Source organism: Nocardia neocaledoniensis, assembly GCF_003182135.1.
Taxonomy (GTDB): domain Bacteria; phylum Actinomycetota; class Actinomycetes; order Mycobacteriales; family Mycobacteriaceae; genus Nocardia; species Nocardia neocaledoniensis.
This window is the reverse complement of sequence record NZ_QGTL01000022.1, coordinates 1-24,174: the sequence shown is the minus strand read 5'-3', so window position 1 is coordinate 24,174 and position 24,174 is coordinate 1. Positions and strand designations below refer to the sequence as shown.

At 66.7% G+C, this 24,174-nt stretch carries 19 protein-coding genes; 2 read left to right on the top strand and 17 right to left on the bottom strand.

Translation table 11 applies throughout. The features are described from left to right. Window positions 1-44: 44 nt before the first annotated feature. From eccB to DFR69_RS33285, 6 genes are all read right to left on the bottom strand, one after another. On the bottom strand, window positions 45-1,601 hold the full coding sequence (gene eccB, locus DFR69_RS33310) for a type VII secretion protein EccB (RefSeq protein ID WP_110041680.1): 1,557 nt from the start codon (window positions 1,599-1,601) through the stop codon (window positions 45-47). Window positions 1,602-1,640: 39 nt separating this feature from the next. Next, window positions 1,641-3,401 carry a type VII secretion AAA-ATPase EccA gene (gene eccA, locus DFR69_RS33305; protein WP_110041679.1) on the bottom strand — a complete coding sequence of 587 codons (1,761 nt, stop codon included), beginning with the start codon at window positions 3,399-3,401 and terminating at the stop codon, window positions 1,641-1,643. Between the two features lie 97 nt (window positions 3,402-3,498). Continuing rightward, complete coding sequence (locus DFR69_RS33300; protein WP_244198587.1) at window positions 3,499-4,068, bottom strand: GTP-binding protein; 570 nt, start codon at window positions 4,066-4,068, stop codon at window positions 3,499-3,501. A gap of 19 nt (window positions 4,069-4,087) precedes the next feature. Then, the gene (locus DFR69_RS33295) at window positions 4,088-4,372 is read right to left on the bottom strand and encodes a DUF742 domain-containing protein (RefSeq protein WP_244198586.1); all 285 of its coding nucleotides are present in this window, start codon (window positions 4,370-4,372) and stop codon (window positions 4,088-4,090) included. 95 nt (window positions 4,373-4,467) lie between these two features. Next, window positions 4,468-4,896 (bottom strand): roadblock/LC7 domain-containing protein, encoded by a 429-nt coding sequence (locus DFR69_RS33290; RefSeq protein WP_110041676.1) that lies wholly within the window; start codon window positions 4,894-4,896, stop codon window positions 4,468-4,470. 12 nt (window positions 4,897-4,908) lie between these two features. Further along, a complete protein-coding gene (locus DFR69_RS33285) occupies window positions 4,909-7,152 on the bottom strand; it encodes a sensor histidine kinase (protein ID WP_167456499.1) in 2,244 nt (747 codons plus the stop codon). Between the two features lie 530 nt (window positions 7,153-7,682). Here DFR69_RS33285 and DFR69_RS33280 point away from each other — a divergent pair. Both DFR69_RS33280 and DFR69_RS34270 read left to right on the top strand, forming a co-directional pair. Further along, on the top strand, window positions 7,683-8,636 hold the full coding sequence (locus DFR69_RS33280; RefSeq protein ID WP_146229492.1) for a hypothetical protein: 954 nt from the start codon (window positions 7,683-7,685) through the stop codon (window positions 8,634-8,636). Next, on the top strand, window positions 8,633-9,394 hold the full coding sequence (locus DFR69_RS34270) for a hypothetical protein (RefSeq protein ID WP_146229491.1): 762 nt from the start codon (window positions 8,633-8,635) through the stop codon (window positions 9,392-9,394). The genes DFR69_RS33280 and DFR69_RS34270 overlap by 4 nt, the downstream gene beginning before the upstream one ends. On the opposite strand, the gene DFR69_RS34265 is transcribed toward DFR69_RS34270, so the two are convergent. The 11 genes from DFR69_RS34265 to DFR69_RS33220 form a co-directional block, all read right to left on the bottom strand. Next, complete coding sequence (locus tag DFR69_RS34265) at window positions 9,385-10,947, bottom strand: WXG100-like domain-containing protein (RefSeq protein ID WP_146229490.1); 1,563 nt, start codon at window positions 10,945-10,947, stop codon at window positions 9,385-9,387. The genes DFR69_RS34270 and DFR69_RS34265 overlap by 10 nt on opposite strands. A 28-nt stretch (window positions 10,948-10,975) precedes the next feature. Beyond that, entirely contained in the window at window positions 10,976-11,914 is a 939-nt protein-coding gene (locus tag DFR69_RS33265; RefSeq protein WP_110041671.1) for a C40 family peptidase, read from the bottom strand. Window positions 11,915-11,951: 37 nt separating this feature from the next. Further along, on the bottom strand, window positions 11,952-13,913 hold the full coding sequence (locus tag DFR69_RS33260) for a hypothetical protein (protein ID WP_110041670.1): 1,962 nt from the start codon (window positions 13,911-13,913) through the stop codon (window positions 11,952-11,954). A 5-nt stretch (window positions 13,914-13,918) separates the two neighbouring features. Next, entirely contained in the window at window positions 13,919-15,736 is a 1,818-nt protein-coding gene (locus DFR69_RS33255; protein ID WP_167456498.1) for a type VII secretion target, read from the bottom strand. A gap of 48 nt (window positions 15,737-15,784) precedes the next feature. Further along, the gene (locus DFR69_RS34260) at window positions 15,785-18,070 is read right to left on the bottom strand and encodes a hypothetical protein (RefSeq protein WP_146229489.1); all 2,286 of its coding nucleotides are present in this window, start codon (window positions 18,068-18,070) and stop codon (window positions 15,785-15,787) included. 6 nt (window positions 18,071-18,076) lie between these two features. Next, entirely contained in the window at window positions 18,077-18,430 is a 354-nt protein-coding gene (locus DFR69_RS33245) for a hypothetical protein (RefSeq protein ID WP_146229488.1), read from the bottom strand. Continuing rightward, window positions 18,414-18,782: a hypothetical protein gene (locus tag DFR69_RS33240; protein ID WP_110041666.1), complete on the bottom strand. Its 369-nt coding sequence runs from the start codon at window positions 18,780-18,782 to the stop codon at window positions 18,414-18,416. Before DFR69_RS33240 ends, DFR69_RS33245 begins: the two co-directional genes overlap by 17 nt. Continuing rightward, window positions 18,782-19,489 carry a hypothetical protein gene (locus DFR69_RS33235; protein WP_186817368.1) on the bottom strand — a complete coding sequence of 236 codons (708 nt, stop codon included), beginning with the start codon at window positions 19,487-19,489 and terminating at the stop codon, window positions 18,782-18,784. The genes DFR69_RS33240 and DFR69_RS33235 overlap by 1 nt, the downstream gene beginning before the upstream one ends. Further along, window positions 19,486-19,833, bottom strand: a complete 348-nt coding sequence (locus tag DFR69_RS33230) for a YbaB/EbfC family nucleoid-associated protein (protein WP_110041665.1) — start codon at window positions 19,831-19,833, stop codon at window positions 19,486-19,488. The genes DFR69_RS33235 and DFR69_RS33230 overlap by 4 nt, the downstream gene beginning before the upstream one ends. After that, on the bottom strand, window positions 19,830-21,185 hold the full coding sequence (locus DFR69_RS33225; RefSeq protein WP_146229487.1) for a hypothetical protein: 1,356 nt from the start codon (window positions 21,183-21,185) through the stop codon (window positions 19,830-19,832). Before DFR69_RS33225 ends, DFR69_RS33230 begins: the two co-directional genes overlap by 4 nt. 165 nt (window positions 21,186-21,350) lie before the next feature. Next, window positions 21,351-22,976: an RAD23 family protein gene (locus tag DFR69_RS33220; RefSeq protein WP_110041663.1), complete on the bottom strand. Its 1,626-nt coding sequence runs from the start codon at window positions 22,974-22,976 to the stop codon at window positions 21,351-21,353. Window positions 22,977-24,174: the final 1,198 nt, after the last annotated feature.

The window sequence follows — 24,174 nt, the reverse complement described above, 5'->3', positions numbered from 1 at the left end:
TCCTCGCTCCATCCTGGGCGGACGCACGAATCGGCGGGTCACCGTCACGGCTGACCACCCCCGAACCCGACTCCTGCCTTGTCTGCGGGGATCCCGTCGTGCGCGATCTTCGCGTCGTCCTGCGACAGCGATGGCCCAACCGCGAACAGCGAGATCACATTCCAGGGTGCGAGTACGGGTTCGCGAAGCGCGAGGGCGGTCAGGGTCGGGTCGGGTGAGGACCTGCCGAGCTCGGCGACGACGCCGTACCTGACACCGCTGTCGGAGATCCAGAAGAGTGAGGTCCGCAGGGGCGAGTCCTGGTCGACGCCGGTCACCTGAACGAAACGTCCGGTGTCTCGGGGGAGGTAGGCGGCGGTCGCCGTGGTCCCTTCCGACGCCCCGGACGTGACCAGGTCCACGGTGCGCTGGCGTTCCTGGACGGTCAGCGGCAGCCGGGTACCGGTCAGGAGTTCGGTGGCGGCCCGCGGGTCTCCGCTCGATCGTGACCAGTGCATACAGGTCACTTCCGCCGGGCCCGGCTCGGCGATGTGGACGGGTCGCGAAGGAAACGAGTCGGTGCCAGGCAAGGACCCCGGCCGCAGATTCGTGGCGACGACCGCCGGACTGACCGTAGCCGTTGTCGCGGCCCCGTCCTGTTCCGCGTTGCGCACCATCGAAGCGACGACCGTGGATGCCCGGATCAGGCCACTACGGGTGACGATGAACTGTGCGATCTCCTGCCCGGGAACCGAGGTGGCCACCACCGCTCCGACCTTGGTCGTCAATCCCGAGGACAACGTCACGATCTCCCCCGCCCCAGGGATAGCAGGCGCCCGCAGCGGCGGAGCCTCGGGGAGCGCATTGATCAGTCCCCGCGATACGGCCAGGACCGGTGCGGCCGAATCGATGCCGAGCGAGAGGACGACCGCGGTGTCAGACAGATCTATCTCCGCGCGAACGGCGCCCCGATCACCGTCGGTGTACACCAGCCAGGTGGTGCGGTCGTCGCGCATCAACCGAGCCTCACCCTCGGCCTGGCGGCGGATGTCTGCTCCATCGATGGTCAGGGCGCCACCGATGACGGTGGTCCGAACGGCCGACAACGCCACGGTCGGGAGGCCCGTCCGCGGATCGACCGGCGCGGCCGCTCCGCCGCTCGCCGCATCGCACACCGTCCAGGAAGAATCCTGTTCCGCGGTATCGACGATCGCACCGGGTGCACCGGGTATCCCCACCCAACCGCCGCGGGGAAACTTCGCGAGTTCGTCGCGGGTCACCTGCGCCGGTTTGTCGGGGCTGCCGATGATGAGCCGCGCGGAGGTCAGGTTCAGCGCGGGGTGGAGCCGCGGGCCGATGCGCACATACAGCGCGCCGGTTTCCTTGTCCGCCAATATCTTCGAATCGCCGGCCTTCTTCGCCGGCTTGAGGAACGCCATCACCGCGGCTCCGGCGATGACGATGCACACGATCGCCACTCCGACCGTGAGCGCTGTCGACCTGCCACGCTGCGGGTCGTCGATCATCGACGGGTCGCGGCGGACCAGGGCGTGCTCGATTCGCCTGAACAGGAAACGCCACCCCGACACCTGGTGCTTGGTCACCACCCGAAAGCGCGCCACCGCAATGCCTCCTAGTGAACCGGTCCGACGCCGACGTTGTCAGCCTCGGACGACGGGGGCGAGGGCGTCCAGCGCCGTGGTGATGTCGTCTCCGTCGATCGTCATCAATTCCTCGTCTGTCATCGACGCGACATCGACGGCGAGGCGGGTGAAGCGGTAGTCCCGTTCGGCCTCCGCGGCTTCGAGCACGTTGCGGATGAACCTGCCATTGCCCGCCAGATCGATCCGGCGACGTCCGTTCACGCTCGTGCCCGCCAGTTCCGCGCAACGAACCTCGAGCGCCGCGCGCGCCGATTCCGAGAGAATCGAGTCCTTCCGCTCGGCGATGTGATCCGCGATCTGCACCAGTTCGCTCGCGTCGTAGCTGGCGAACCTGATCCGCTTGGTGAACCGTGAGGCGAGACCGTCATTGGAAGCGAGGAACCTGTCGATCTGGTCCTCGTAGCCGGCGATGATGACGACCAGTTTGTCGCGGTCGTTCTCCATCCTGGCCAGGAGGGTGTCGACGGCCTCCTTGCCGAACGCGTCGCCACCGGATAGCCCCTCCTGGATCAGCGTGTAGGCCTCGTCGATGAACAGCACCCCGCCCAGCGCGGAATCGATCAGGGCGTTGGTCTTCGGCGCGGTGTGGCCCAGGTGGGTACCGACCATGTCATTACGCGAGACTTCGATGACATCGGCGTTCTCGACGACGCCGAGACCGGCGAAGATCTTCGCGATGACGCGGGCGATGGTCGTCTTGCCGGTTCCCGGCGGCCCGGAGAAGATCAGGTGCTGGGAGCGGGAGTCCACTGCGAGGCCACGGGTGGCGCGCACCTGGTCCATCAGCACGCCGGACTTCAATCGGTCGACCTGCTCCTTGACCGACTGCATCCCGATCTGCGCCTGCAGCAGTTCGGACGCCTCGGCCAGCAATGCGTCCCGGTCTGCCTTCGCCGCCGCGGCTGCCCCTTCGACGGGATCATCGCCGGAGGCGGGGTCCCACGGGTTCGTCCGTGATCCGATCACCGCCGACGAGGTCACCGCGAGGCGAAAATCTTGGTCCCGCAGTGCTCGATGCCATTCGGGGCGTTCCGGCCAGAGCGCCGAACCTTGCAGGCCTTTCAGAACGTTGTCCGCCGCCTCGGACTCGCCGTTGTGGCGCATCAGCATTCCGAGCAGGTAGTGCGCGTCGGCCCAGAGGAAGGACTGGCTGCCCGTCGCGCTGTCTTCGACGATGTGCTGCGCTCGGGGCCGGGCCTCGCCGAATCGGCCGAGGTGCGCCAGCGCGGTCGCGGCCATCAGTTCGGCGGCGATGTCGAGTAGCCCGTCCGCCAGGCCCGGGTTCGCGCTTCTGGCGTCGAGCACGTCCGTCCAGCGCTGTGTGCGGTAGAACAGTGACATTCGTACGAATTCGGCGACGTCGTCGGCTCTGACTTCGTCGAGGATGTCCGCGGCCTCCTGCCATTCCCCGCTGGCGGCGTACGAACATGCCTGAGCGATGGCTATCTGCTCGCGGTCAGCCATCGCCACCCGCAGCCCGAAGATCCCGATCTCGAACTGACACCAGAGCGCGCGGTCCGGCAGGCCTGCTCGTTGCTGGTCCCGGTAGAGATTGTGCACGGAGCGATAGGCGCCGTAGATGACCTCTGTGCTGACCTCGCCGCACATCGCCCGCCCGAGCCAGGCATCACACATGTCCGGATCCAGATCTGTCGCCGCCCGGAACGCGGCGCCCGCATGCTCGGGATTGCGGACACCACCGGGAATCAACCCGAGACTCTGCACCCCGGCGTCGAACGCATCCTCGGCTGCCGACACTCGGACTCCTTCCACCGATCCATCCTTGGCGGCAACCGTAGGCCGCCGCGATCGACCTCACCGGCGCACTCTTCCCGCCAGTGGGGAGCCACCACCATCAGCGCAATCGCGGCCGAACCGCGGGGGAACCAGTCGTGATGTACTCGAAAAGGCAGACCAGCACCTCTTTGCACGACTCACGCTCCCGCGCGTCACACAACAAGACCGGGACATGCGTGGGGACCCCCAGTGCGGCACTGATCTCGGTGGGCGAGTATCGATCCGCACCGTCGAAGCAGTTGACCGCGACAACGAACGGGATCCTTCTCGACTCGAAATAGTCCACCGCGGCGAAACTGTCGGCCAGCCTCCGGGTGTCGACCAGCACCACCGCGCCGAGCGCACCGCGGGAGAGCTCCGGCCACAGAAACCAGAAACGGTCTTGGCCGGGAGTGCCGAACAGATACAGGATCACGCGCGGGTTGATGGTGATCCGCCCGAAATCCAGTGCCACAGTGGTGGTTCGTTTGCCCTCGATGCCGCGCAGGTCGTCTACCGAGTTGCTCAGTTCGGTGAGCTGTTCCTCGGTGCGCAGTGGCGTGATCTCGCTGATCGCCTCGACCATCGTCGTCTTGCCGACCCCGAATCCGCCCGCCACCAGAACTTTCACCGCCAGCTCTGCCGACATGACACCCCCGCCGGGGCGTTCAGAGATTCCGTATGCCATCCAGTACCGCCTGCAGTAATTCGGGGTCGGGGGCCGCGTCGGCCCTCGGGGGAGATCGGAAGATCACGTAGCCGGCGCCAATGAGGTCACTGACCAGCACTTTCACCGCGGCCAGCAACAGGTTCAGGTGAGCGGAGAGTTCGACGATCGACAGAGGCCGATGCCGGCACAGCTGAAAGATCTCGGCGTACTCACGATCGAGTTTGTGGACGTCGGAGTCGTAGCCGACCGAGATCACCAGCGTCAGGATGTCCAGGTCCTGCAATTCCCGGCCCGCACGACCGCGGGTCAGTGCGAACGGGCGAACCAGTGGCCCCGGATCGTCGTCTTCCTCGTGCCCCCGCCCGTCAGACCACGTACTCACGGCACTCGCGTCGACATCGACGTTCTCGGTGAGGCGGACAGGTGATCGCGCACCTGGCCGACGATCACGTTCATCTCGTAGGCGATCAACCCCAGATCCGCGTCCGCGCCGGCCAGCAAGGCCAGGCAAGCACCGAATCCTGCCTCGGTGACCAGCAGATAGCCGTGGTCGAGCTCGACCACGGTCTGATGCAACGCGCCCTTGCCGAATCGTGTGCCCACCCCTCGTGCCAAGCTGTGCAGGGCAGAAGCCATGGCGGCGAGATGCTCGGCGTCCTCTCGCTCCATTCCGGCGGAGGCCGCCAACGCCAGCCCGTCCGCCGACAATACGACCGCGCGTTCGGCACCCGAGGTCGTGGTCACCAGACCGGTGAGCAACCAGTCCAGCGTCCTCGCTGGCGACTGAGCTCTCATGTCTTCGTTCATGTTTCGACCGTTCTACGGTTGGAGATGGGTGGATCGGGCCCGGGCCCGGCGCGTACCGTGTTGCAGCGAGCTCATCGCCGCCCGCACCGTTTCCGGCGCGCGGACCCGCGCCGCCGGTTCGGTGCGCGGCGCGTCAGTGTCGATCTCGCCGACATCGACACTGAGCTGTGGCGACAGATGCGTGAGCCGATCTCGCTTCGGCAGCGCAGGCCGGGAATCGACCTCGGCCCGCGGCGAGGCGGTGCGACCGACGTCAGGACTTCCAACCGGGCCCGGCAACACCGACACCGGGTGCGGGTGGGGAAGCGAAACCCCCGGGGGCGACACCGCGCGGGGCACACGATGGACAACATCGCGCGGGGGAACCGGTTCGAGTGCGGCAGGGTGGTCGGCATCAGCGTCGAGCACTCCCCACGGCACGAGGACGATGGCTTTCACTCCCCCGTACGGGGAATCCTGCAGCGTGACCGAGATGCCGTGGCGGGCGGCCAGGCTGCTCACCACGAACAAGCCGAGATGGCGATGTCCTGCCAGCGCCATCTCATGGAACTGCGGCGGCTCGGCGAGCATGGCGTTCAGCCGTGCGCGTTCCTCGCCCGAGACACCGAGACCTTGGTCATCGATCTCGACGACCACTCCCCGGCCGACCTTGTTGCCGTGCACCGCGACCGGTGCGTCCGGCGGCGAGAAAGCGGTCGCATTGTCGATCAGCTCGGCCAGCAAGTGGATGATGTCGGCCACCGCCGTCCCGCGCACGCGCACGGCGGGCAACCGTACCGCGCTGACCCTGGCGTAGCCCTCGGTCTCGGACACCGCGCTCCGCGCGATCTCCTCGAGCGCCACCGCGTCGCGCCACCGGCGACCAGGTGCGCGGCCGCCGAGGATCAGCAGACTTTCGGAGTTCCGGCGCGCACGGGTCGCCAGGTGATCGAGCTGAAAAAGCAGTTCCAGATCCTCGGGATCGTTCTGGCGGGCCTCGGCGACATCGAGGACGTCGAGTTGCCGACGGACCAGCGCCTGACTGCGGAAGGCGATGTCGAGAAACACTTTGTTGAAGCCATTGCGCGTCCGCGCCTCGCTGATCGCAGCTTCGATCGCGGTGCGCTGGGCGATGGCGAACGCCGCCGCCACCTCGCCGATCTCGTCGCGCCCGTGGTCGACCGATGCGGTTTCGTTAGCGGCGTCTATCTGTTCGCCGTGGTGGATGCGACCGAGGAGTTCTGGCAATCGAGCATTCGCGAGATCCAGGCTGGCCGAACGCAACCGGCGAAGGCGACGCACCAGCCGGTTGGCCAGTACCAGCGACACCGATACCGCGAAGACGGCCACGACCAGCATGACCAGCGAGACGATGAGAAGGCGGTTGATCATTCGGTCCGCGGCTGCGCCGGTGGCGTCCACAGCCACACGGAACTGGTCGCGCACCGCCGCGGTCAGGCGAGTGTCCACTGCCCGTTCAGCCGCCAGCCAGGCCTCGACGGGCATCGTCAGCGTGCCGTGCTCTGACATCGAATCCTCGCCGGCGGTCCCGGTTCGCCACTCGGTGCCGCCGGTCAGTGCGCGCACGCCGGTCAGCACGTTCGGGGACAGTCGGGCTTCGACCAGGCCGAGCTGGGTGCGGTAGGCACCGATGTGCTGGGCGAGTTCGCGCTGCTGACCCACCGGGATCGGACCCGCCGTCGCGCCCGCGGCGACCAAGCCGACCACCCTGGAACGGCTCTCGGCGGCCCTGACCAGCTCGATGGCTGTCAGCTCCGCGTCCATTGTCGTGGTGTCCGACGATTTGAACCGCGCCGTGGCCTCACCGGCACCCAATACGGTGGCGATGAGTTCGGTGAAAAACCCGTCCACCTCGCCGATGGTCGCCAGGTGGCTGTCGATCGACTCTCGAACAGCAGGCAGCCGACCGACGAGATCGTTCAGAGCCCGAGTGAATTCGGCGTTCGTACCGGAATCCATGCCCTGCGCCACCGACGCGATTCGCGCGGCTTCCACGATCGCCCGATCGGTGTCGGCACGATTGGCCCGCAGATCGCGGCTGTCGGCGGGCTCGGGCGTCGACTCGATGAGACTGGCGAGGCGCTCGGCCTGAACCGACGTCACAAACCCCAGTAGGGGGTCGATGACTGTGCCCCGGTAGCCAGCCCATTCCTTGACCGACTGTGCGCGCGACCCGATCAGAGTGACTGTGACCGCCCCGGTCCCCAGCAGCACCACGCTCGGAATCAGCGCGATGGCCAGGATGCGAGTCCGCACGCTGGTGCCGAACCGGGTGCGGAGCCAGTGTGAACCCCTCTGAATGCTCGGCTGGGAGCTCCCATGAACCATCACGCGATGCCGTGCCCTCCATGGTCGCGCATTTCACCGGGAGTCATCCCAGTACCGCGCGTGCCGGCATCGAATGCGTTTCCTGCTCCCGGCACTCGGGCTCCTTCCACCGATCCAGCTTCGGCCGAAACCATAGAGCCCACGACCCCGGACCAATGGGCACTATTCCCGGCGCTGGGGAGCCTGATCATGCTGTGCCAATCTCGCACTGGCGCAGTGGAATACAACGACACGCTTCATACCGTTGGTTATGTGCACATAGTTGCATGGCACACAATGTGTGTGTACCGTCCGTGATGGTTCCGGTCCTCATCCCGGTAACCGGCACTTCGCGGCGGTCGACGCGCTTGCAGACCGTGAGGCCGCCGCGAAGCTGCTTCACCTCACGCTGTGGAACTGCTGCGCCGCAGTGGTACCGGCGTCGGCAAGCGCCGACCAGTCGCATGAAGGGGTGAACTGTGTGGATAGCGCGGGCTTTCCGCGACCGATCAGAGCGAATCGTCAACGCGATCCGGGAATCCACCCACGGCTACAAGGCCACGACCAGTGAGATGACAGGTGCGCTGCGTCAGACAACGTCAGAAGCGAGCGCAGCAGAACTACGCGGGCGCAACATGGTCACAGATGTCGGCAAAGACCTCGGCAACACGGGGCCGATTTCCACAACCGGCATCGCAACCCGCTTCGGCATTCCAGAGGCCAACCAACGGAGATTCCAGTCATTCGCGGACCGGTACGCCATCGTCATCGACGTCAGACCCGCCAACCCAGCAACTGTGCACTGGCTGGAGGTCGGTGCCCTACCCAAACCGACTAGCATCAAAGCGAAAAGCATCAACCAACTCGACACCGCGCTGGGTGCCTCCTCCGACCACGTCGGTTTGATCGGGCACTTCGAACCCACCATGCCGACGCGGCTTCCCAGCGGCGTCGATTCAACCGCGCTGCACGAACGCTTTGATATGCGGCGCAATGAATTTCACATCCTACGACCCGAGATGAATCGGCTGGTGGCAACTGGGGACTACGCAATCCGCGACGGCGTCGTCCACCTGCGAGATGATCGCGACATCCTTCGCCCCCTCACCTGCGACCACGACCTTTTCGACATCCGGCACACGGACGGCACCATACTTCACGAACACGAGTTCTGGCCTATCCTTGAGGAGATGCGACGAGCCGACATGGGCGTGCAACATGGTCCCCACATGTACTGGCAACCGTCGACGCAATTCGACCAGCAAATATTCCAGACCATCGCCGACGACCATGCATCTGGACGCGAGCCTTTGGTCCAATTCGCACCGCACACATCGCCGATCCTCACCGACGCGAGCGACGCCGCAGCGGTGGCCCGTCCGAATTTGACCGTCTATCAACACTCAAAGACGACGGGGGACGCTGGGCTATGACAGACAATCTTGATCTCGTGTCGGTCCGCCGTCGGATCCTCGACGCCGAGGCCGGCCTGCACACCACAATCCGAGCAGCCCACCAACGCGGCGACTCGGATGCCGCGCTGGCTGCGGAAACCGAACAAAGCGCACTACACGCCCGCTACCGCGACCTCCTCCGCCCGGTCGCTGTGGCGCGGTGCCCCGATACCGACTCGGTCGTTCACTACCCCATGGACGTCGTCGGTTTGGACGGCTGGTTCTGGGAATACGACAGACCGATCCGCCTGACTCCCAAGCTTCCGCCCACTTGGTTGGCCATGACGGGCGCCATGCGCCTGGATGAACCGATCCCGCACACGGAACGACGACGCCGACCAGGGCCTGGCGTCCCCTACGTGATCCCTCGTCTCCTCCGCGAGTCCGAGGTGCGCGCGGTCCTCACCCAGGTAGCGATCGGACCGCACACCGGGTGGGCGGTCACATACTTCGGCTCGCTCCCGCCGGAAGTTCCGCTCGAGAACACGTGGGGAATGGGCTGCTACCCCGTTCGACGAGACGGCGAATGGTTGGGCTGGAACAGTCACGAGTCCCCCACCGCCGAACTCGATTTCGATCTGCGTCCCTGGCTTCGGGATGCGCGGCTGCTGTGGGTCGCTCCGGACGATCACACCGTGGCTCTGCGGGACTCCGTCAACGATTGCCCCTACCTCGAGCTCGCGGGCCCGCACTCGCGAGCGTCCCTCGTCGGGGGCAAGGTGCGGCGCTATACCTGACCCTTCGCCGCGGCATCGCCGGCAACCCGGCCGTCGACCACCGGCGGCTTGTCAGTCGCTCGAGCCGACACAAGAGGCGGACGTGCAGCGACCGCATCCGTGGACCACGGAGTGTCGCCGGAGCCGGCCGCCGGACTCGTGTCGGGGTTCGTCGACGAACTCGACGGTTCCGGTCGCTTCTCCGGTGCCGGACGCGCCGGGGCGCTGCGGGCGCTGCGCCATGGAGTCGCCGGTGTTTCGGACTCCTTTCGGCGGCCCCATGGGGAAGATGTGGGCGCGGCACCAGAAGCCATTGGGTCACTCGGCATGCCACCCCACTGACCGGCGGACCCCGTCACGGGGAAGCGAGCCGCAGGCGCCGCCCCCTCCATGGAGGCCCCCGTGCCCGCGATGCTCGCCGTGGTAGGGGGGATCTCTGCCGGAGCTACCTCGGCGGGCCCCGGACGCGTGTGTTCGAGTGGCGATCCGGTCGCCGGTGAATGCGCTGTCGATGGCTCTGCTCGCGTGTTTGAATCTGGTTGCACTACAGGACTGTCCAGTGGCGGTGCCAGCGAAGCGCCGGTCGCCGAAGGACGCACGTCCAAATCGTTCATCCCGTACCCGGAAGAGATGACCGAGCCAGCTCCTGCAGATCTCGCGCCGCCTCCCGTGAGGCCGCTGTCCGCGGTCCATGTATTATCCTCCGGCAGTTCACAGGGAGATGACAGGAGGCTCGACGGAGCGCGTGAGTCCACGTCGAAGGTGGGACCTGCTGGCGGTACAGCCGGCAACCCCGGCGAGTGCGCGCTGTGGCCGGGTGGCGCGACTGACCCAGGCGGGTCCGGGAAATCCGGCACCGATGTCGTGAAGTCGAGCGCCGCCACGTTCTTCGCGAATGTGTCGGCGTGGCCGAGGATGTCGTCGGCGTAGTCGTCGAGTTGTTGGGCGTAGCCCAGGACCTTGTCCGGCTCGATGTGCAACGGCTTCACGGCGTTGAGGTCCGGCGGAGGAATACCGAGCAGGTCGTGGGCGGCGGCGGACGTGACGCCCCTGATCATCCGGTCGATCGTGTCCTCTAGCGGTGCGATCGCCCGTTCCAGTACCTCCGCGGCGATGTAGCCGATGATCATCTCCTCCATCCCGGTGCACAGCCTGCGCGCGACCGCGGCGACCGCCGGTCCCGTCACCGCCAGGCCCGGCGTGAACATCGTGATTGCGAACGTTGTCGCCAGGGCCGCGAGTTCGGCCAGCACTGCGACCTTCACCGCGGTGATCACCGTCGCGGCGACGTCCAGCGCGTTGCCGACCACCGTGCAGGCGGTCTGCAGATCCGCCATGTTCGACGCGCTCATCGCCGCCCACGAGTAGGCCAAGGCGTCATAGGAGACACCGGAATAGACCGAGTTCATGTCTTTGATCGCACCGGACGCCGCCGCGTGAGTGTTCTCGACGTCCGTGGCGAAAGTGCGCACATGGTCGCCGAGCGCACGCACATGGTCCTCGTTGATGTCGGGGTACGGGACCCCGATCATGTTGAGGAAGAAGGCGACTTCCGACGGGATCTCTATCGCCACGGACCTGGACCTGTTCTGCGGTGACTACTCACAACACCCTGACGACGACCGCCCTGTCGGGCATCTGGCTCCATCTGACCGACGCGTTGCTGTGCGGTGCCTCGATAACGAGGCCGTTGCCCGCGGCGAGCTGCACATGTTCGGGGCCACGGTGGCTGAATGATTCGGCGGGAAAGACGAGATCGCCCGGGCGCACGTCGCCGGGCGCCACCCGGACCCCGCTGTAGATCTGTTCGTAGGTGGTCCGTGGCAACTGCACCTCTCCCCCAGACGCCTGCGCGACGGCGTATTGGGTGAGGCCGGAGCAATCGAATCCGCCGCCCGTCGGTCCGTTCGCGTTGCCGCCACCCCAGATGTACGGCGTTCCCAGCCACTGGCTGGCGATGCTCACCGCATTGCTTCCCTTCGTGCCGTCGGAGCGGATCGCGGCATGGCGGCGAAACCGGGCGCGGGAACTCCGGTATCCCTGTCGGGTGCGGCGTGCGCTTCTCTGGCGGGATCCCCCGCGGGCGCGCTGGGCGGGCGGGACGATGCGCGCGGCCTGTTGCCGCGCGGCTCCGGTATCGCTGTCGACCTGCTTCGTCGCGCTCGACAGGGCCGATTGCGCGGCGTCGAGCAGTGCCGGGCCACCGAACCGCAGGTCACCCAGTGAGGTGATGGCCTTGACTTGCGCGTGGAAATTCGCGATGTGGTCCTTCAACCGGTTTCGTCCGGCGATCGTGGTGTCCACTGAGTCCTGGACCGCCTTACCGACCGTGGTGTCCTTCCCGACCAAGGATTCGATCACCGCCGCCCGCTTTCCCTCCGCGTCTTGGTAAGCGGCTGGCGCCGCGCCGGACCGCGTTCCCGCCTCGGCTGCCACCGGCCGCAGCGCCGTTGGTGTATGCGCTGGCTCGGGAGAACCCCCGCCGTACAGCCCGAGCAGCTGGTCAAGTGCACCGGATAACTCGCCAGTCAGTGCTGTCATCTGGCCGCCTCGCTCGTGTCCATCGCTGTCGCGCCTTCTAGGTCGTCCGGCTGCCGGGCACGGGCCGGGCCGCCGTAGTTCCGGCGGGAACGGGCGCAGGGATGGGCGGTGGCGCGCCGCTCGGGTCGATCACGGGGGCGGGGGCGGAATCGGCACCACCGGGGTGCCGGAACGCCATGAATTCGCCGAATCTCCCGCGGCCGTCCTTCGGCTGGCCATCTTGTTCGAGCGGTGTCAATTGACCGTCGACGATCACCTGGACGCCGTTCTCCGAGACAACCAGAAGCCCGGTTCCGTTCCGCCACTCGACGATGTCGCCGGTGCGCAATTGCGACCCGTCCGCTTGTGTCCAAGTGTCGGCCTGGCCTGCGGTGCCCTGATACGCCGTCTTGGCGTCGCTGCCGTTCGGGTTGTTCAGTTCCTTCTGCACCGCTTCGGCGACCACCGAGCTCACCTCTTGGGAACGGAGGCCAGCGAGCTTCAGATCGACCATGGTCGCGGGCCGAGCCGGGGTGGCGGTGACCGCGGACGGTGGCGGGAGAGCCGCTTCCGGCCCACCACCTGGCGCGGGCACTGCCGACGCCTGGGCCTGCGGCTCCGGCGCGGGCGCTGGCTCTGGTCTGGTCTCGTCCGGCTCGTCGGATTGCTTCCGCTTCTTGTCACGCGAGTTCGCCGAGTTGTTCATCATCATGCTGGACATGAGCAGTGGCAACATCTGCGACATCGCGGCCAACGGATTACTCCCGCCGCCTGCGGACTGCCCGCCGCCGGGCGCGCTGGTCCCAGCCGCCTTCGCTGTGCCGCCGGCCTTCAGATCACGGATCGCCGAGTTCAGTAGCGTGAGCACTCCGGAATCCCCGCCGCGGGGTGCGGCCGGATCGGTGTCGCGGTCGTCGTCGGCTGCGGTTTCTCCGAGCAGATCCGTGAAAAGTGGCGAGTAGTCGGTAGTTTCGATTGCCGGGGCTACACCGGAGTCGGTTCGGGGGCGTTCGTTCTCGTAGTGAGGAACGTTCTGGCCGATTTTCTGCCCGCTGTTGTCCGCTGCCGCCACCATCGCTTTGATCTCGGTTTCGACAGCGCCGACCGCATCGAACAAGGTCCTCAGCAAGGCCTCCTCCGTGTGTGGGCGCAGTTTCGCCGAGCGCAGTTCTCCTCGTTCGTCATAGCTGATATCGGCGTACTTGCCGTCGCCCCCGGTCGTAGCGGTGGAGACGCGATTCGGTTCCCAGAGTTTGTCGTTGAGATCGCTGACGATCTTCTCGATCTTGTCGAGTGTTTGCTTTCGTCGTTCCGAGACCTCGGCGGTCGAGGCGTCGACGGCTGTGGTCATCGCGTGCAGTGTGTCCTTCACGCGTTGGAGCCGATCCAGCTTCCCGTTGTAGCTGGTGACCATCGTGGAGACGTTCTTGGTGTCGGCGAGACCTTCGTTGGTCAGCAACTGGTCCAGGTTCACTACCTTGGTGGTGGCGCCGGTGCCCAGCACCTCCGGGGACGCGGCGACGCGCAGGCGTTCCTCGACCATGTCGATGACCGCGCGCAGCATCGCCGACGCCCCCAACGGGCGGTGCAACTGGATCGACAACGGCGCCCGCACAGGGGCTTTCGCGATTGATCCGAGGACAGCGTTCTTCTCGTCCAGGACAACGAGGCTGCCGTCGTTGTTCAATTGCAGGCGGGCGGCCCCCGGCAGCTTCTGTTCCGTGGACCAGACACTGAGCGCCTGGTAATAGGCGTTGGCCTTCAGGTCGAGCGAGCCGTCCTTGCCGAAGGCGGCGTGGACGATCGCTCCCTTGTCGTTGTTCGTGCCGGACTGCCAGGCGGTGCCGCCGGGTCCGGTCAGGACTAGGTTTCCGTTGTCGATTCGCAGCGAGTACTGGCCGTTCTGCGACTCGAGCTTCTGGCCGATACCAAGGGACGCACCGGCCGCCAGGCCGTTGGTCTGGGTGCCCGCATCGACTTTCGGCGCAGCGTCCGGTTGTGTGGTGGTGGTCGGGGCCATCCGGGTCACGCACCGAGCTGGGGCGGCGCGACGTCAGGTGCTGCAGTGACATTGCTGCGTTGCGCGCCAGGGACTGTCGCGCGACCAGGTTGCGAAGCCGGGGCCGATACCTGAGCCTCCACGGCGCCGAATCGGGGATGCTCGACGACCTGTGCGTGCGCGAACACCACATCGCGGAATACCTGCCTCGTCGGGTCGTTCGCCAGGAGCAGGACCATCTCGTTGCATCTGCGCTCGGAACTGACCGAACGCAGCTGCGCCACGTCACCGCTCGCCCGCTCTCGCCCGGCCTCCGGCGCATCGATATCTCTGGGTCCTGAACCCGCCGCGCCTGCGATTCTCGCGTCCAGTTCTCGGAGGCGAGCCCAGGTCGCCTCCGGAACCGGGACACCCAGACGGAAGTCGCCGACGATCGCCTGCCGCAGAGAGCGGACCGCACCGATATCGGGAGTCAGTCCTGCCTGCCCTGCCAGTTCGCTTTCGGCTTCCACTACCAGGTCGACGATTCGCGACCGGATCTGCGTATCGGGGACGGCGGCCGCGAATTCGATCGCCGGGAGGGGACCGGCCAGCGCGAGCCGGTCGACCGTGTCCGCGGTCGGCACCCGCAGGTCGACATCCCGCGAGGCGACAACCCTGTCCTGCATGGCGACGTCGCCGAATCTCGCGCGCAGGTCCGCGTCGATAACTCCGGAAGAAACCAGCGCCGACATCGCCGAAGAGGACTTCATCCCCCACGCCGAGCCGAACTCGGCCAGCACCCAGGCGGGATCACCGATGCCTTCCCACGGCGAGCCGGCCGCGGGTGTCCCGGCAAGCAATTCGTCCCACTGCCACGGTGTGGAGACTTCGCGCGGAAGGTACAGCCCGGCGGGCAACCACCCGCGCCCCTCGTTCGAGGTGAGGAACACTCCGATGCCGGCCGGGCCACGCATGACAGACGCCGCCCACACCGTCCCGGCGGGTGAGTCGACCGCGGCCAAAACCCCGGCGAGCAGTGTTCGGGCCAGCAGCAGGTCACCGGACTCGGATGCGTCCGCCGCCGCGGGATCTGCCGCAGCGGCTCGATCTTTCGCGGCGGCGATAGCGGCCGCGAACGGAGTGAGTGGAACCGGGCCGCCCGTCGTGCTACCCGGTGTCTGGTCGTTTCCTCTGCCTGCCGGTGTCTCGGAGGAGGTCGATGCCATCGGTCCGGCGCCGACCATCGGTGCAGCCGCAGAAACCAGGGGCGCGCCCACCTCTGATGCCGATGCCGGAGGCATACCCGAACCCGGTCCCAGCGGTGCAACTCCCTCGACCGCGGCGTCAGGCTGCGCCCCGGCCTCGGTGCCTTCGGGGATTGTTTCCGGAGCAACGTCTTCCGGCCCACCGGGACCAGCACCCGCCGTCACAGTTGGCGCGGCGCTGCTCGTGGGAGCGACGGCCTGTGCCGCGGGGTCCGCTGGGTCCGATGTCGTGTTGCCAGGCCACGCCGGGCCGGCTACCGGCCCCTGCTGCGTCGGGGCCAACGGAGTCCCCTCCACTCCGTTGCCTGCCTGCCGAATCGCCGATCCACCCGTATTGTCGGCAGTTTCGAATTCCTGTACCGCAGTGCGCAATGCCTCTGCGGTGTCGTCGTGTTCCTTGGCCAGTTTCTCACCGGCCAGTTGACGGGCGTTGTAGTAGTCGTTGAGCGCCTTCTCGACTGGCGCGGCAATGGTTCCGAAGGCGTCCCGGAATTTCGCCAGCCATTCTGTCGGAGGTTTCGCCCATTCTCGGGTGTCCCGGGCAACCCGCTCATGCTGATCGGCCTTCTCCCGCAATACGTCGAGATCGATGTCCATAGCGCCCGGCATATCCGCTCAGTCCTTCCCTCGCCGACCAGATCATTGTCACCTGTTCCCACCCTTGGGGAAGGTCGCGGAGATCCCCGCGGCCGCCGGGTGCGTAAAGATCTGTGCGTAGGAATAGAAGGTTTCACGCAAGGACTGGCGAGTTGGATTGTTTTCGAGCTCCAACACCAATTCGTTGCATCGCCGTTCGAAACCCATGCCGCGCAGCGCCTTCAGCGTCGCGTCATTTCTGTTCGCGGGGCGCAGGTCTCCCAGTGCGACGCCGTTCACTTCTCTTCTGATCATCAGCACCGAGGCGGCCACGAGTTCGTCGGCCTCGCGCAGCTGGTGCCAGCAGTCGGCATCGACCGTCTGGTTCCCTCGAATGGTGGTCAGGATCTGTCGACGCACCTCCGCCGAATCGAAGGACTCCGCCCAGCCCAGCCCGGCGTCGCGCACCTTGTCGTGTCCGGACACCACCAGCTGCAGCCGTCGTGACGCGATCGCGGAGACCGGTGTCGTGTCGGCCTTCTCGTTGAGTTCAGGCGAACCCGCTATGCCGAGCCGGTCCACGAATCCGGTGCCCATCGGCTGCACCGCTTCCGGCGCGAGACACTCGGTTCCGGAGATCGCGGTATCGGGCAGTTGCCGACCCAGTTCCGCGGAAACCTCGGTGGTGGAGGCGATGGCCGTTGTCGCCGCACCGATCCGCCGGCCCCAGGCGATGCCGAATTCGGCCAGAACTCGCGCTGGATCGGCCAACCCTTCCCACGCATCGGCTTCGGGGATGTCCCACAACCACGGCGAGGACATCGCGTGCGGTACAGACAAGCCCCGGGGAAGCCAGCCCCGTCCCTCGTTCGTCGTCACGAACGCACTGACACCGCCTTGCGAGCGCAGGATCGCCACGGCCGTGTCCACTCCGATGGTGTCCTGGGAGGCCAGCAATACCCGCCCGAGGAGCGTCTGCGCGAGGGCGAGGTCCCCGTCCACTCGGCGGCCGAGTTCGAAGGCGGGGGGTGCTGCCGCGGCCATGGCCGACCCGACAACCTCACGCAGTGCCCTGTTACCCGAGTCGGCCGATTCCGGTGGAGTCCGGGTTTCTGCTCGACCCGCGGGTGTGGGCTTATGCACTGATTCGGTGGCGGGGAGCACCGGGCGACCCGCGGGTGTGGTGGCCGGTCCGTGAGCTTCGGTGGTCGCCGAGGTCCGCGCCGATACTCGGCGGGCGTCGACCACCGCGGCCTTGTGTCCCGGCTCGCTGCCGACCGCGGACGTGGTGGTGGCTGACGCCCGCGAGATCGAAGACATCGCGGTGCCGGACGCGGGCATGGGCCAAGCAACCGGCCCCGATGCCGGCTCTACATCCGGTTCTCGGGCCTCGACCGCCGACTGTTGCTGCGCCCGTCCCGTCGGAGTAGGCGATCCCCCTGTCGCGGGCACGCCGTCGTGGACCGCGCGGTCCGCAAGCGGCGTGTGTTCTCTGGCCTCACCGCTGTCGCGCGTCACTGTGCGATCGCCGGACGCGGTGATGGCATCGCGCAGGTCCGCCCCTGTGGCGTCACCGGGAGCGCCGATCGGCGTCTGCCCGGGGCCCATCGGCGCCGGGACTCCTGGTGCGCTCGCGGCCAGGCCGCGGATGTTCGACGCCCCCTCCGACGCCCCGCGATCGGTCGGCGCTACGGCGGTTGCCTCCGAGTACGTGTCCGAGGCGTCGCTCAGTGGGCGTTGTTGCAGACGTTCATCGGCCGGAACACGGTCGAGGCCAGTCCGCAGGATGCTTTCCCGTGGGCCTGCCGATCCGCTGTCTGTGGGGTTCGGTCCAGCGGCCCCGGCCAACCGGTCCGTGATCATGTCGACGAGCGGAGTCACGATCTCCCGTGCGGCTCGCACAGATTCGTCGGCTATTGCCTCGACCTCCGATCGAGCGAAACGGAGCGCCTCGTCGACTCGCCCGAGCATGCCGTTGTCTGACCTGTCGACGTGCGTCTCGCGCGAGAGCGTCGTGGCCGTCGCGGTCGCGTCGTCGACGACATCCAGAATGCGGTGCTGGGTGCGGTCCACCAGGTCAGCGATGGCGGTGAGGGCAACCGCAGTGGCTGACAGCGCCTCACCGAAGCCCGACAAATCGTGTCCCTGCAGCGAATTCGCTCCTCCATTGACCATCAGCCCGGATCGCATCGTGTTCTCGAACGCTCGACGCCTGCCACCGACGGCGGTGATGTCCAGGCCCGCGGCCCCGTTCTCCGCGGCGCGCGCCAGCGCATTCCAGTCCGCCGACGAGATCTGCGGCCAGTGGCCGGCAACGATCTCGTCCCAGTAGGCGCTGTCCCGCTCCGCTTCCACGCCCGGTCAGTCCGCCCCGGCCCGCCGGATCGCGGAACCGCCTGCGGAATCGGCGTCATCTAGCTCGGTGACGGCGGCGACGATCGCGTCGAACGTCTCCTGAATCCGCCTCTCGCGCACGGTGACCGCGTGCCCCAGAGCTATCCTGATCCGTTCCAGCTCGGCGGTGGCGACCTTGTCCAGACCTGACTCCGAGCCGTGTACCGGCGGAATCAGTGTCTCCATGATTTCACGAACCCGCCGGGTCAAGGCGCCGGCGGTGTCGGTGTAGACGAGGGCCGCCGCGATCACGTCGAGCGGCTCGTCCATGTCCAATGTCGGCGGAACTCCGCGCGATGGACCATCATCGATTCCGGTCACGGGCCGTCCTCCCGAACTCCAGATCCTCGGTTTCCTGGTAGGACGCGTCGGTCGGCAAGTCGAAGGAATCTATCGTCGAGCGGCTGGTGCCCTGGCGCTCCATCTCCTTGCGCAGGCCCGCTCGTGATTTGAGGTGGGCAAGTCGGGTGAGCCGCAGGATCTCGGCCGACAACCACGTTTCACCGTTCTCCCGCGCTTCGTCGGCGATATACATGCCGACGATCTCGCCGTCGCGGTCACAGGCGACCCCGAGAGTGTGGTCGGGGTGGAACACCTCGAACACCGAGGGGTTCTCGTCCTTCTCTGGACCGTGTGCGTACTCTTCGTCGTCGCTCAGGCTCGGCTGGGTCATCAGGAGTCTCCCGGGGATTCTGCGGATTCGGTCAGGTGCGGGCCGGTGGCCACGAGTCTGTCCACCAGCGCATCCCACACGTCGTCCTCGATCGACAGCACCCGACGTAGGCGCCAATATCGGGCGCCGAGATACATCTCGCCGGTACCGTCGAGGGCAGCGTCCAGGTGGTCGGGCCTGTCGTCAGAGGCATTCAGGGCCACGGAGGATATCGGTGGCCTGCCGTCTTCGACCTTCACGACTGCGGCACCACCACCGGGAATGAAGCTGTGCCGTAGGCGCGGACTCGCGTCGATCGCCAGGTCGGCGGAATTGGTCGTGATCGTTACTTCGCTGTTCAGCAACAACTGCAGTGCCCAAGACCGCACCGTTTTCACCGGCCGGTCGGCGTTGATCGAGACTGAATTGGCAACCGCGAGGTCGACGACGAGTACCGCCTGGCTGTCGGTAATACCGACTGCGACAAGTCGTTTCGGCGATCCGACCGGGTTCGGCAGGTCGTCGGCTGTGAGCGTGATGACCTCCGAGGCGAGGCCGACCCCGACCGCGGGGTGCGCGGATACCGAACCGGTGCCGACATCGATGGTGTACGCGGCGAAGGCGTCGGCCATCCGGCCGGACAACCCGGCCAAACGCACCAAGCCCTCCTCATGCAGCCAGCGCAAGGTCTCCTCGACGGTGACCTGCGCGGCGCCTTCTTCGGTCACGCGCCTGCCTTTCGAGCACTCGGCGGAACCAGCTCTCCCGCCGCCGAATTCATCGTCGCGTCCATCAGCGCCTGGTATTGCCGTCCGGCGTCGGCGCTGCTCTCACGGACGGCCGCCATGATCTCCGCCACCAACTCCGGACCGGAGAACCGGTCGGCTGTGCCCGGAGCGATGTACAGGCTGATCAGCCGTCCCATGGCGTCGACCTCGGGAATGACGAGGCCGCTGGGCGATGGACGGCGCGCCCGAATGCCATCGATGCGCTCGCGCAGATCCGCGATCCGGTGTCTGACGTCGCGCGCCGCATCAAGCGCTGCCTGAACATCGGGGTGAATATCGGTCACGACGTACCTCCGGGGGGAATCGGGGCCGGATTGGCCGGGGTCGGCGGTGTCACGGTCGGCGCGATCGTCGGGCGTTCGCCGATGACCAGATCGGTGTGGGGTGTGTCGTCGACATACATCAGTCGATCGGGGTGCCAGGCAACGATGCGGTTGCGGTCACCGCCACCACCCGCCCCACCCGGACCACCGACACCGGGCGCCATCGGCATATACGGCATCATCGGGGTACCCGCAGAGCGCGCCGCACCGGAACCGGTAGCCGACGCCCCGAGCGCCTCGACAACCGGCGTGCGCGGCAGGGACGTTCCAGTCGACGCCGTACCGACAGGACTCGCGGTCGGCATGGCGCCGACCGGGACGGGCTGCGCCCCTGGATCGGCCGACCCCGATCCCCCGCCACCGTCCATTGGTGGGATGTCCGTCCCGAGAGGCATCCCGGCGCCGCCCGCCATCCCGACATCATCACCGTACCCGTAGTCATCGGTGTACTCGTCCAGTCCGTAGTCCTCGTCGTCCACAGCCGCTGACTGCATCTGTTCGACCGCCGAAGACAGCGCGCTCATCAGCGAGGGCAGCATGGATGTCAGCGCACTGGTGTCGGAGTTCTGCCCGCCACCGCCCCCGGAACTCGGGGCCGCACCGGATGACGGCTTCGCGTCGGGCGCGGTGGCTGCGGCGTATCCGGTCAGCGCGTCCGTGGAACGGGCACTCTGGTCTTCGAGCGCCGCGAGGGCCTGCTGCGTCCTGATCGGATTCTTCGAGCGCAGCGCGGCGACGAGTTCCTTTCTCGCGGCGACGATCTCCTCCGGAGTGGGGTGTTTGGCCTTGGCCGTCCGGAACGACTCGGCGTAGGCGTCGATGCGATCCGCCAACCTCCGCAGCTCCGCGCCAATCCCTTCCAGCGCACGTTGATGCCTACCGACTTCGGCTGCCGCGTCCTTCCCGGCCGGCGTCCACTGCTGCAGCGCGCCCGACAGTCGCGACAGACCCATTGTGGCTGCGGGTATCACAGCGTTTCCGTATGCACGCACCGACTCCGCGAATCCTCTTGCCGGAGCAGGGCCGACGCCCGCGCGGAACTGTTTGGCCAGAGTCAGGGAGTCGACGGCTCCGTTGTCCGGCAAGGTCACGACGTGCGGCTCGCGCCGCGGGTCCGGCAGCAGAATCTCGGTGACTGGGTTCATGACGTGGTCGCCGCGGCCACTGCCACCGATGATCCGCCCACCGCGTTGATCGGCGGCGCTGAATTCCTCAGCGGCGAGCCCTACCTTCCGCCCGGTCTGCTGAATGTCCTCGATCGTCCGGATGACGCGATTGAACAGCGTCGCCGCTTCCGAGTTCAGGGCGGGCACCACCGTGGCGGAGATCGGGTCGGAACCCGCGGGCACCACCCGGCCGCTGGGAATCGCCCGGCCGACCCCCACCCCTGAGTCCGCGATCTGCCGGGCGATGCCGACGAGCTCATGCGGTTCGACCTGCAGCACCATCGTTGTCTCCAGTACTCACTTTCCGTCTTATCAGCCGACCGGCGCGGCCAGTGCCGCGCTCGGCTGTGCCGTCGACTGGTCACCCGGCGTAGTACCTCCGGTGGCGGTGTCCGCGCCGCGTCTGGATCTCAGCTCGATGCCGTTCGGGTGAGCGAATCCGGAGAACTGCCCGAACTCGCCCGCCGAATCAGACATCTCCGCGGCGAACTCCTTCAGTTCACCGTGCACGATCACCTCGAGAGTTCCCCCCTCGTCCGAGCCGAACACCACGACGACCGCGGTCCGGCGGTCCCAGATCGCCACATCGCCGGTCATCAGTTCGAACGGATCGACTGGCCTACCGATCTTCTTCCTGTCGGTCCACTTCGCCTCGGTCTTACCGAACGCTTCCTGCGCGTTCGTGCTGCTGGCATTCGAGAAGGCCGCGTCGAGGACCTGCGCGACCATCTCGGACACCTTCTGTGTTCGTCCGTCGGGGAAGGTGTACAGGACGCTGCCGTCCGAGGCCACGGTGCGCGCTGGCGTCGCTGGTGGCTGGTTCGTCTCGCCGGTCGGAGATTGCACGGCCGTCGCCGGGTGGGAGGCTGACGGCGAGGAAGTCTGCGGCGCGGCTGTTGGGGAAGGCTGAGTGGCCGTTGCTGCCGTCGGCGGCATGATCGGTGTCGGCGCCGGAAGCGAATCCTGCTGCTGCCGAGGTCGTTCGATGTCGCGTGGACGGTCGTTCATTCCGTCATCCGCGAGGCTGCGGTCATACTGCTGCCGCATGATCTGCGGCAGCATCGAACTCATCATGTCCATGCCTGACCCCATGCCCGACCCCGTGCCCATGCCCATACCTGCGTTCGGCATGGCGGCCGGCGCGGGCGCCTGGGCAGAGTTCTTCAGGCTGTCGATCGCGCTGGACAGTTCAGAACTGAGGCGAGATTTCGACGGGGCGGGGTCGTCACGATCGGTGTCGAGAACATCCTCGTCGAATAGCGGCATCGGCGCAGTGATCGGCGTCGGGATATCCCTGATCTCATCTTTCGGTTTTGGAATCTCTGGCGGGCTGAGCTGCTTCTCGTCCACCTCTCGCTGCTTCTTCACCGCGTCTTCGATTGCTTTGGTCTGTGCGTCGATCTCCTTCCCCACACCTCTGAATCCGTCTGTGCGCTTTCGGATCTCTGTTTCAGCGCCATCGATGGCGGCGGTGACATAGCCCATGATGTGTTCGTTCTCCGACAGCAGGTCCTTCGGGGGCATTCGCGCGGCGGCATTCACAGACGCGACTAGGCCATCGATCGCGCGCTGCCCCTGCTCTCGCAATACCTCCGCCTCGCGCAGGAGTGGCACAAGCTTTGCACCGGTCGCGTGCAATTCATCAAAGGACTTCCTCAACGCCGACACCAACGCCGTATATTGAGGAATTCCGGCAGCGACGTCAGGGCTGATCTGAGGAACGATCGCGCCAGCCGGTGGCTCTGTGCCATCGCCGGCGCCGAAGCACTTGAAGAACGCCATCATCCTCTCGGGCAGCTCGAGGTGGAACTTCTCGATCGCAGGATCGAATCTGTATTGGTCGGGATAGCCCTCGGCGGCCATGTCGGGCATCTCCATGTTCTGGAGAACTACCTTGGATGCCGTGGCACTGTTGAGGGCCTGTTCCGACTCAGGCATAGGGGATCACCTTCGTCGGGATGTAGTTCAGCGTAGGTTTCCAAGCGTCCCACATTGCACCCGCAGTGGCTGAACCAACGCCCGCGGCGACGGCACCGATCGCTGGCCTAGTCATCTGCGCACGGGCGGCCACTAGACGGTCCAGTGGTCCTCCGAACCCCCGCTTGGCCACCAAACCCGGAACATTCTCGAACGATTTCCCGAGAGCCCGCACCCCACCTTTCCACAAGCCGGAGGTTGCCCCACCGAGGATCCCGCCCGGAATCATTCCTGCCGCGCCGGCAATCAGTCCCGACTCCAGACCCTTCCCCCAATCGCCTGTCTCGATTCCGGTCCAAACCCCATTGACCGCTCCACCGACGATCCCTGAAAGGACCGGGCCTCCGGCGGCAAAAGCAACGCCGCTTGCGACGCCGGTGACGACATCTTTCCACGGCACCCCGAAAAGGCCCATCCGGTTCCCGCCTCACCTGAATTCCGTCGGGCGGTCGCTCTTGGATGGGGCCGCCCGGTGCCATTGATGGTCGTGGCTCGGATCGGTTATCGAAAGAAGACCGATCGCCAGACCACCTCCTGTTTCGATCCCAGTATCGAGGATTCCCAACGATGGGAGGGCACCCGCAACGCACCCCGCGATGATCTCGAATATGAGATGCATCGCCACCGCACACCGCGCACGGCAGTCAGGCGCTCAGCAATGAGCGTGCCGGAAGCTATGCCGGCTGTGGCCAGCGAAGATCATGACGAGCTCGCGCCCAGTCACCCTGCGAGCACACGTTCGACCCCGTGGTCCGAGCGCCAGCAGCAACAGGCGCCACGCCGGTTCGGTCCACTGGACCAACAGTCGGCCCATCCGACGTCGGGCGGTCCAGACCCCGCACAGGGCTCCCGGTCCGACAAGGACGCCAAGGCGAAGGAAACTCCTGGCGTCACACCCAGTTCGGGTGCAACGCCCCCCGCGCATATTCCAGGTACCCCGCCTACTCAGTCGCCGCCGGATGGCGCTCCCGCACCCGAAACAGTCTCCGCTCCGCCACCTGGTCCTGTCCCGACCGATCAAGGCAGGGCCCTCGCCCCACCCGATCCGGGTCCGTCGGCACCGCTCATCGACTCCGATCTGGTCGCGCAGGTGCTACCCAGCGCGCTGATGGCCGGGACCATGGCCTTGACCGCGATCCCGTCACTGATCAGCGCCCTC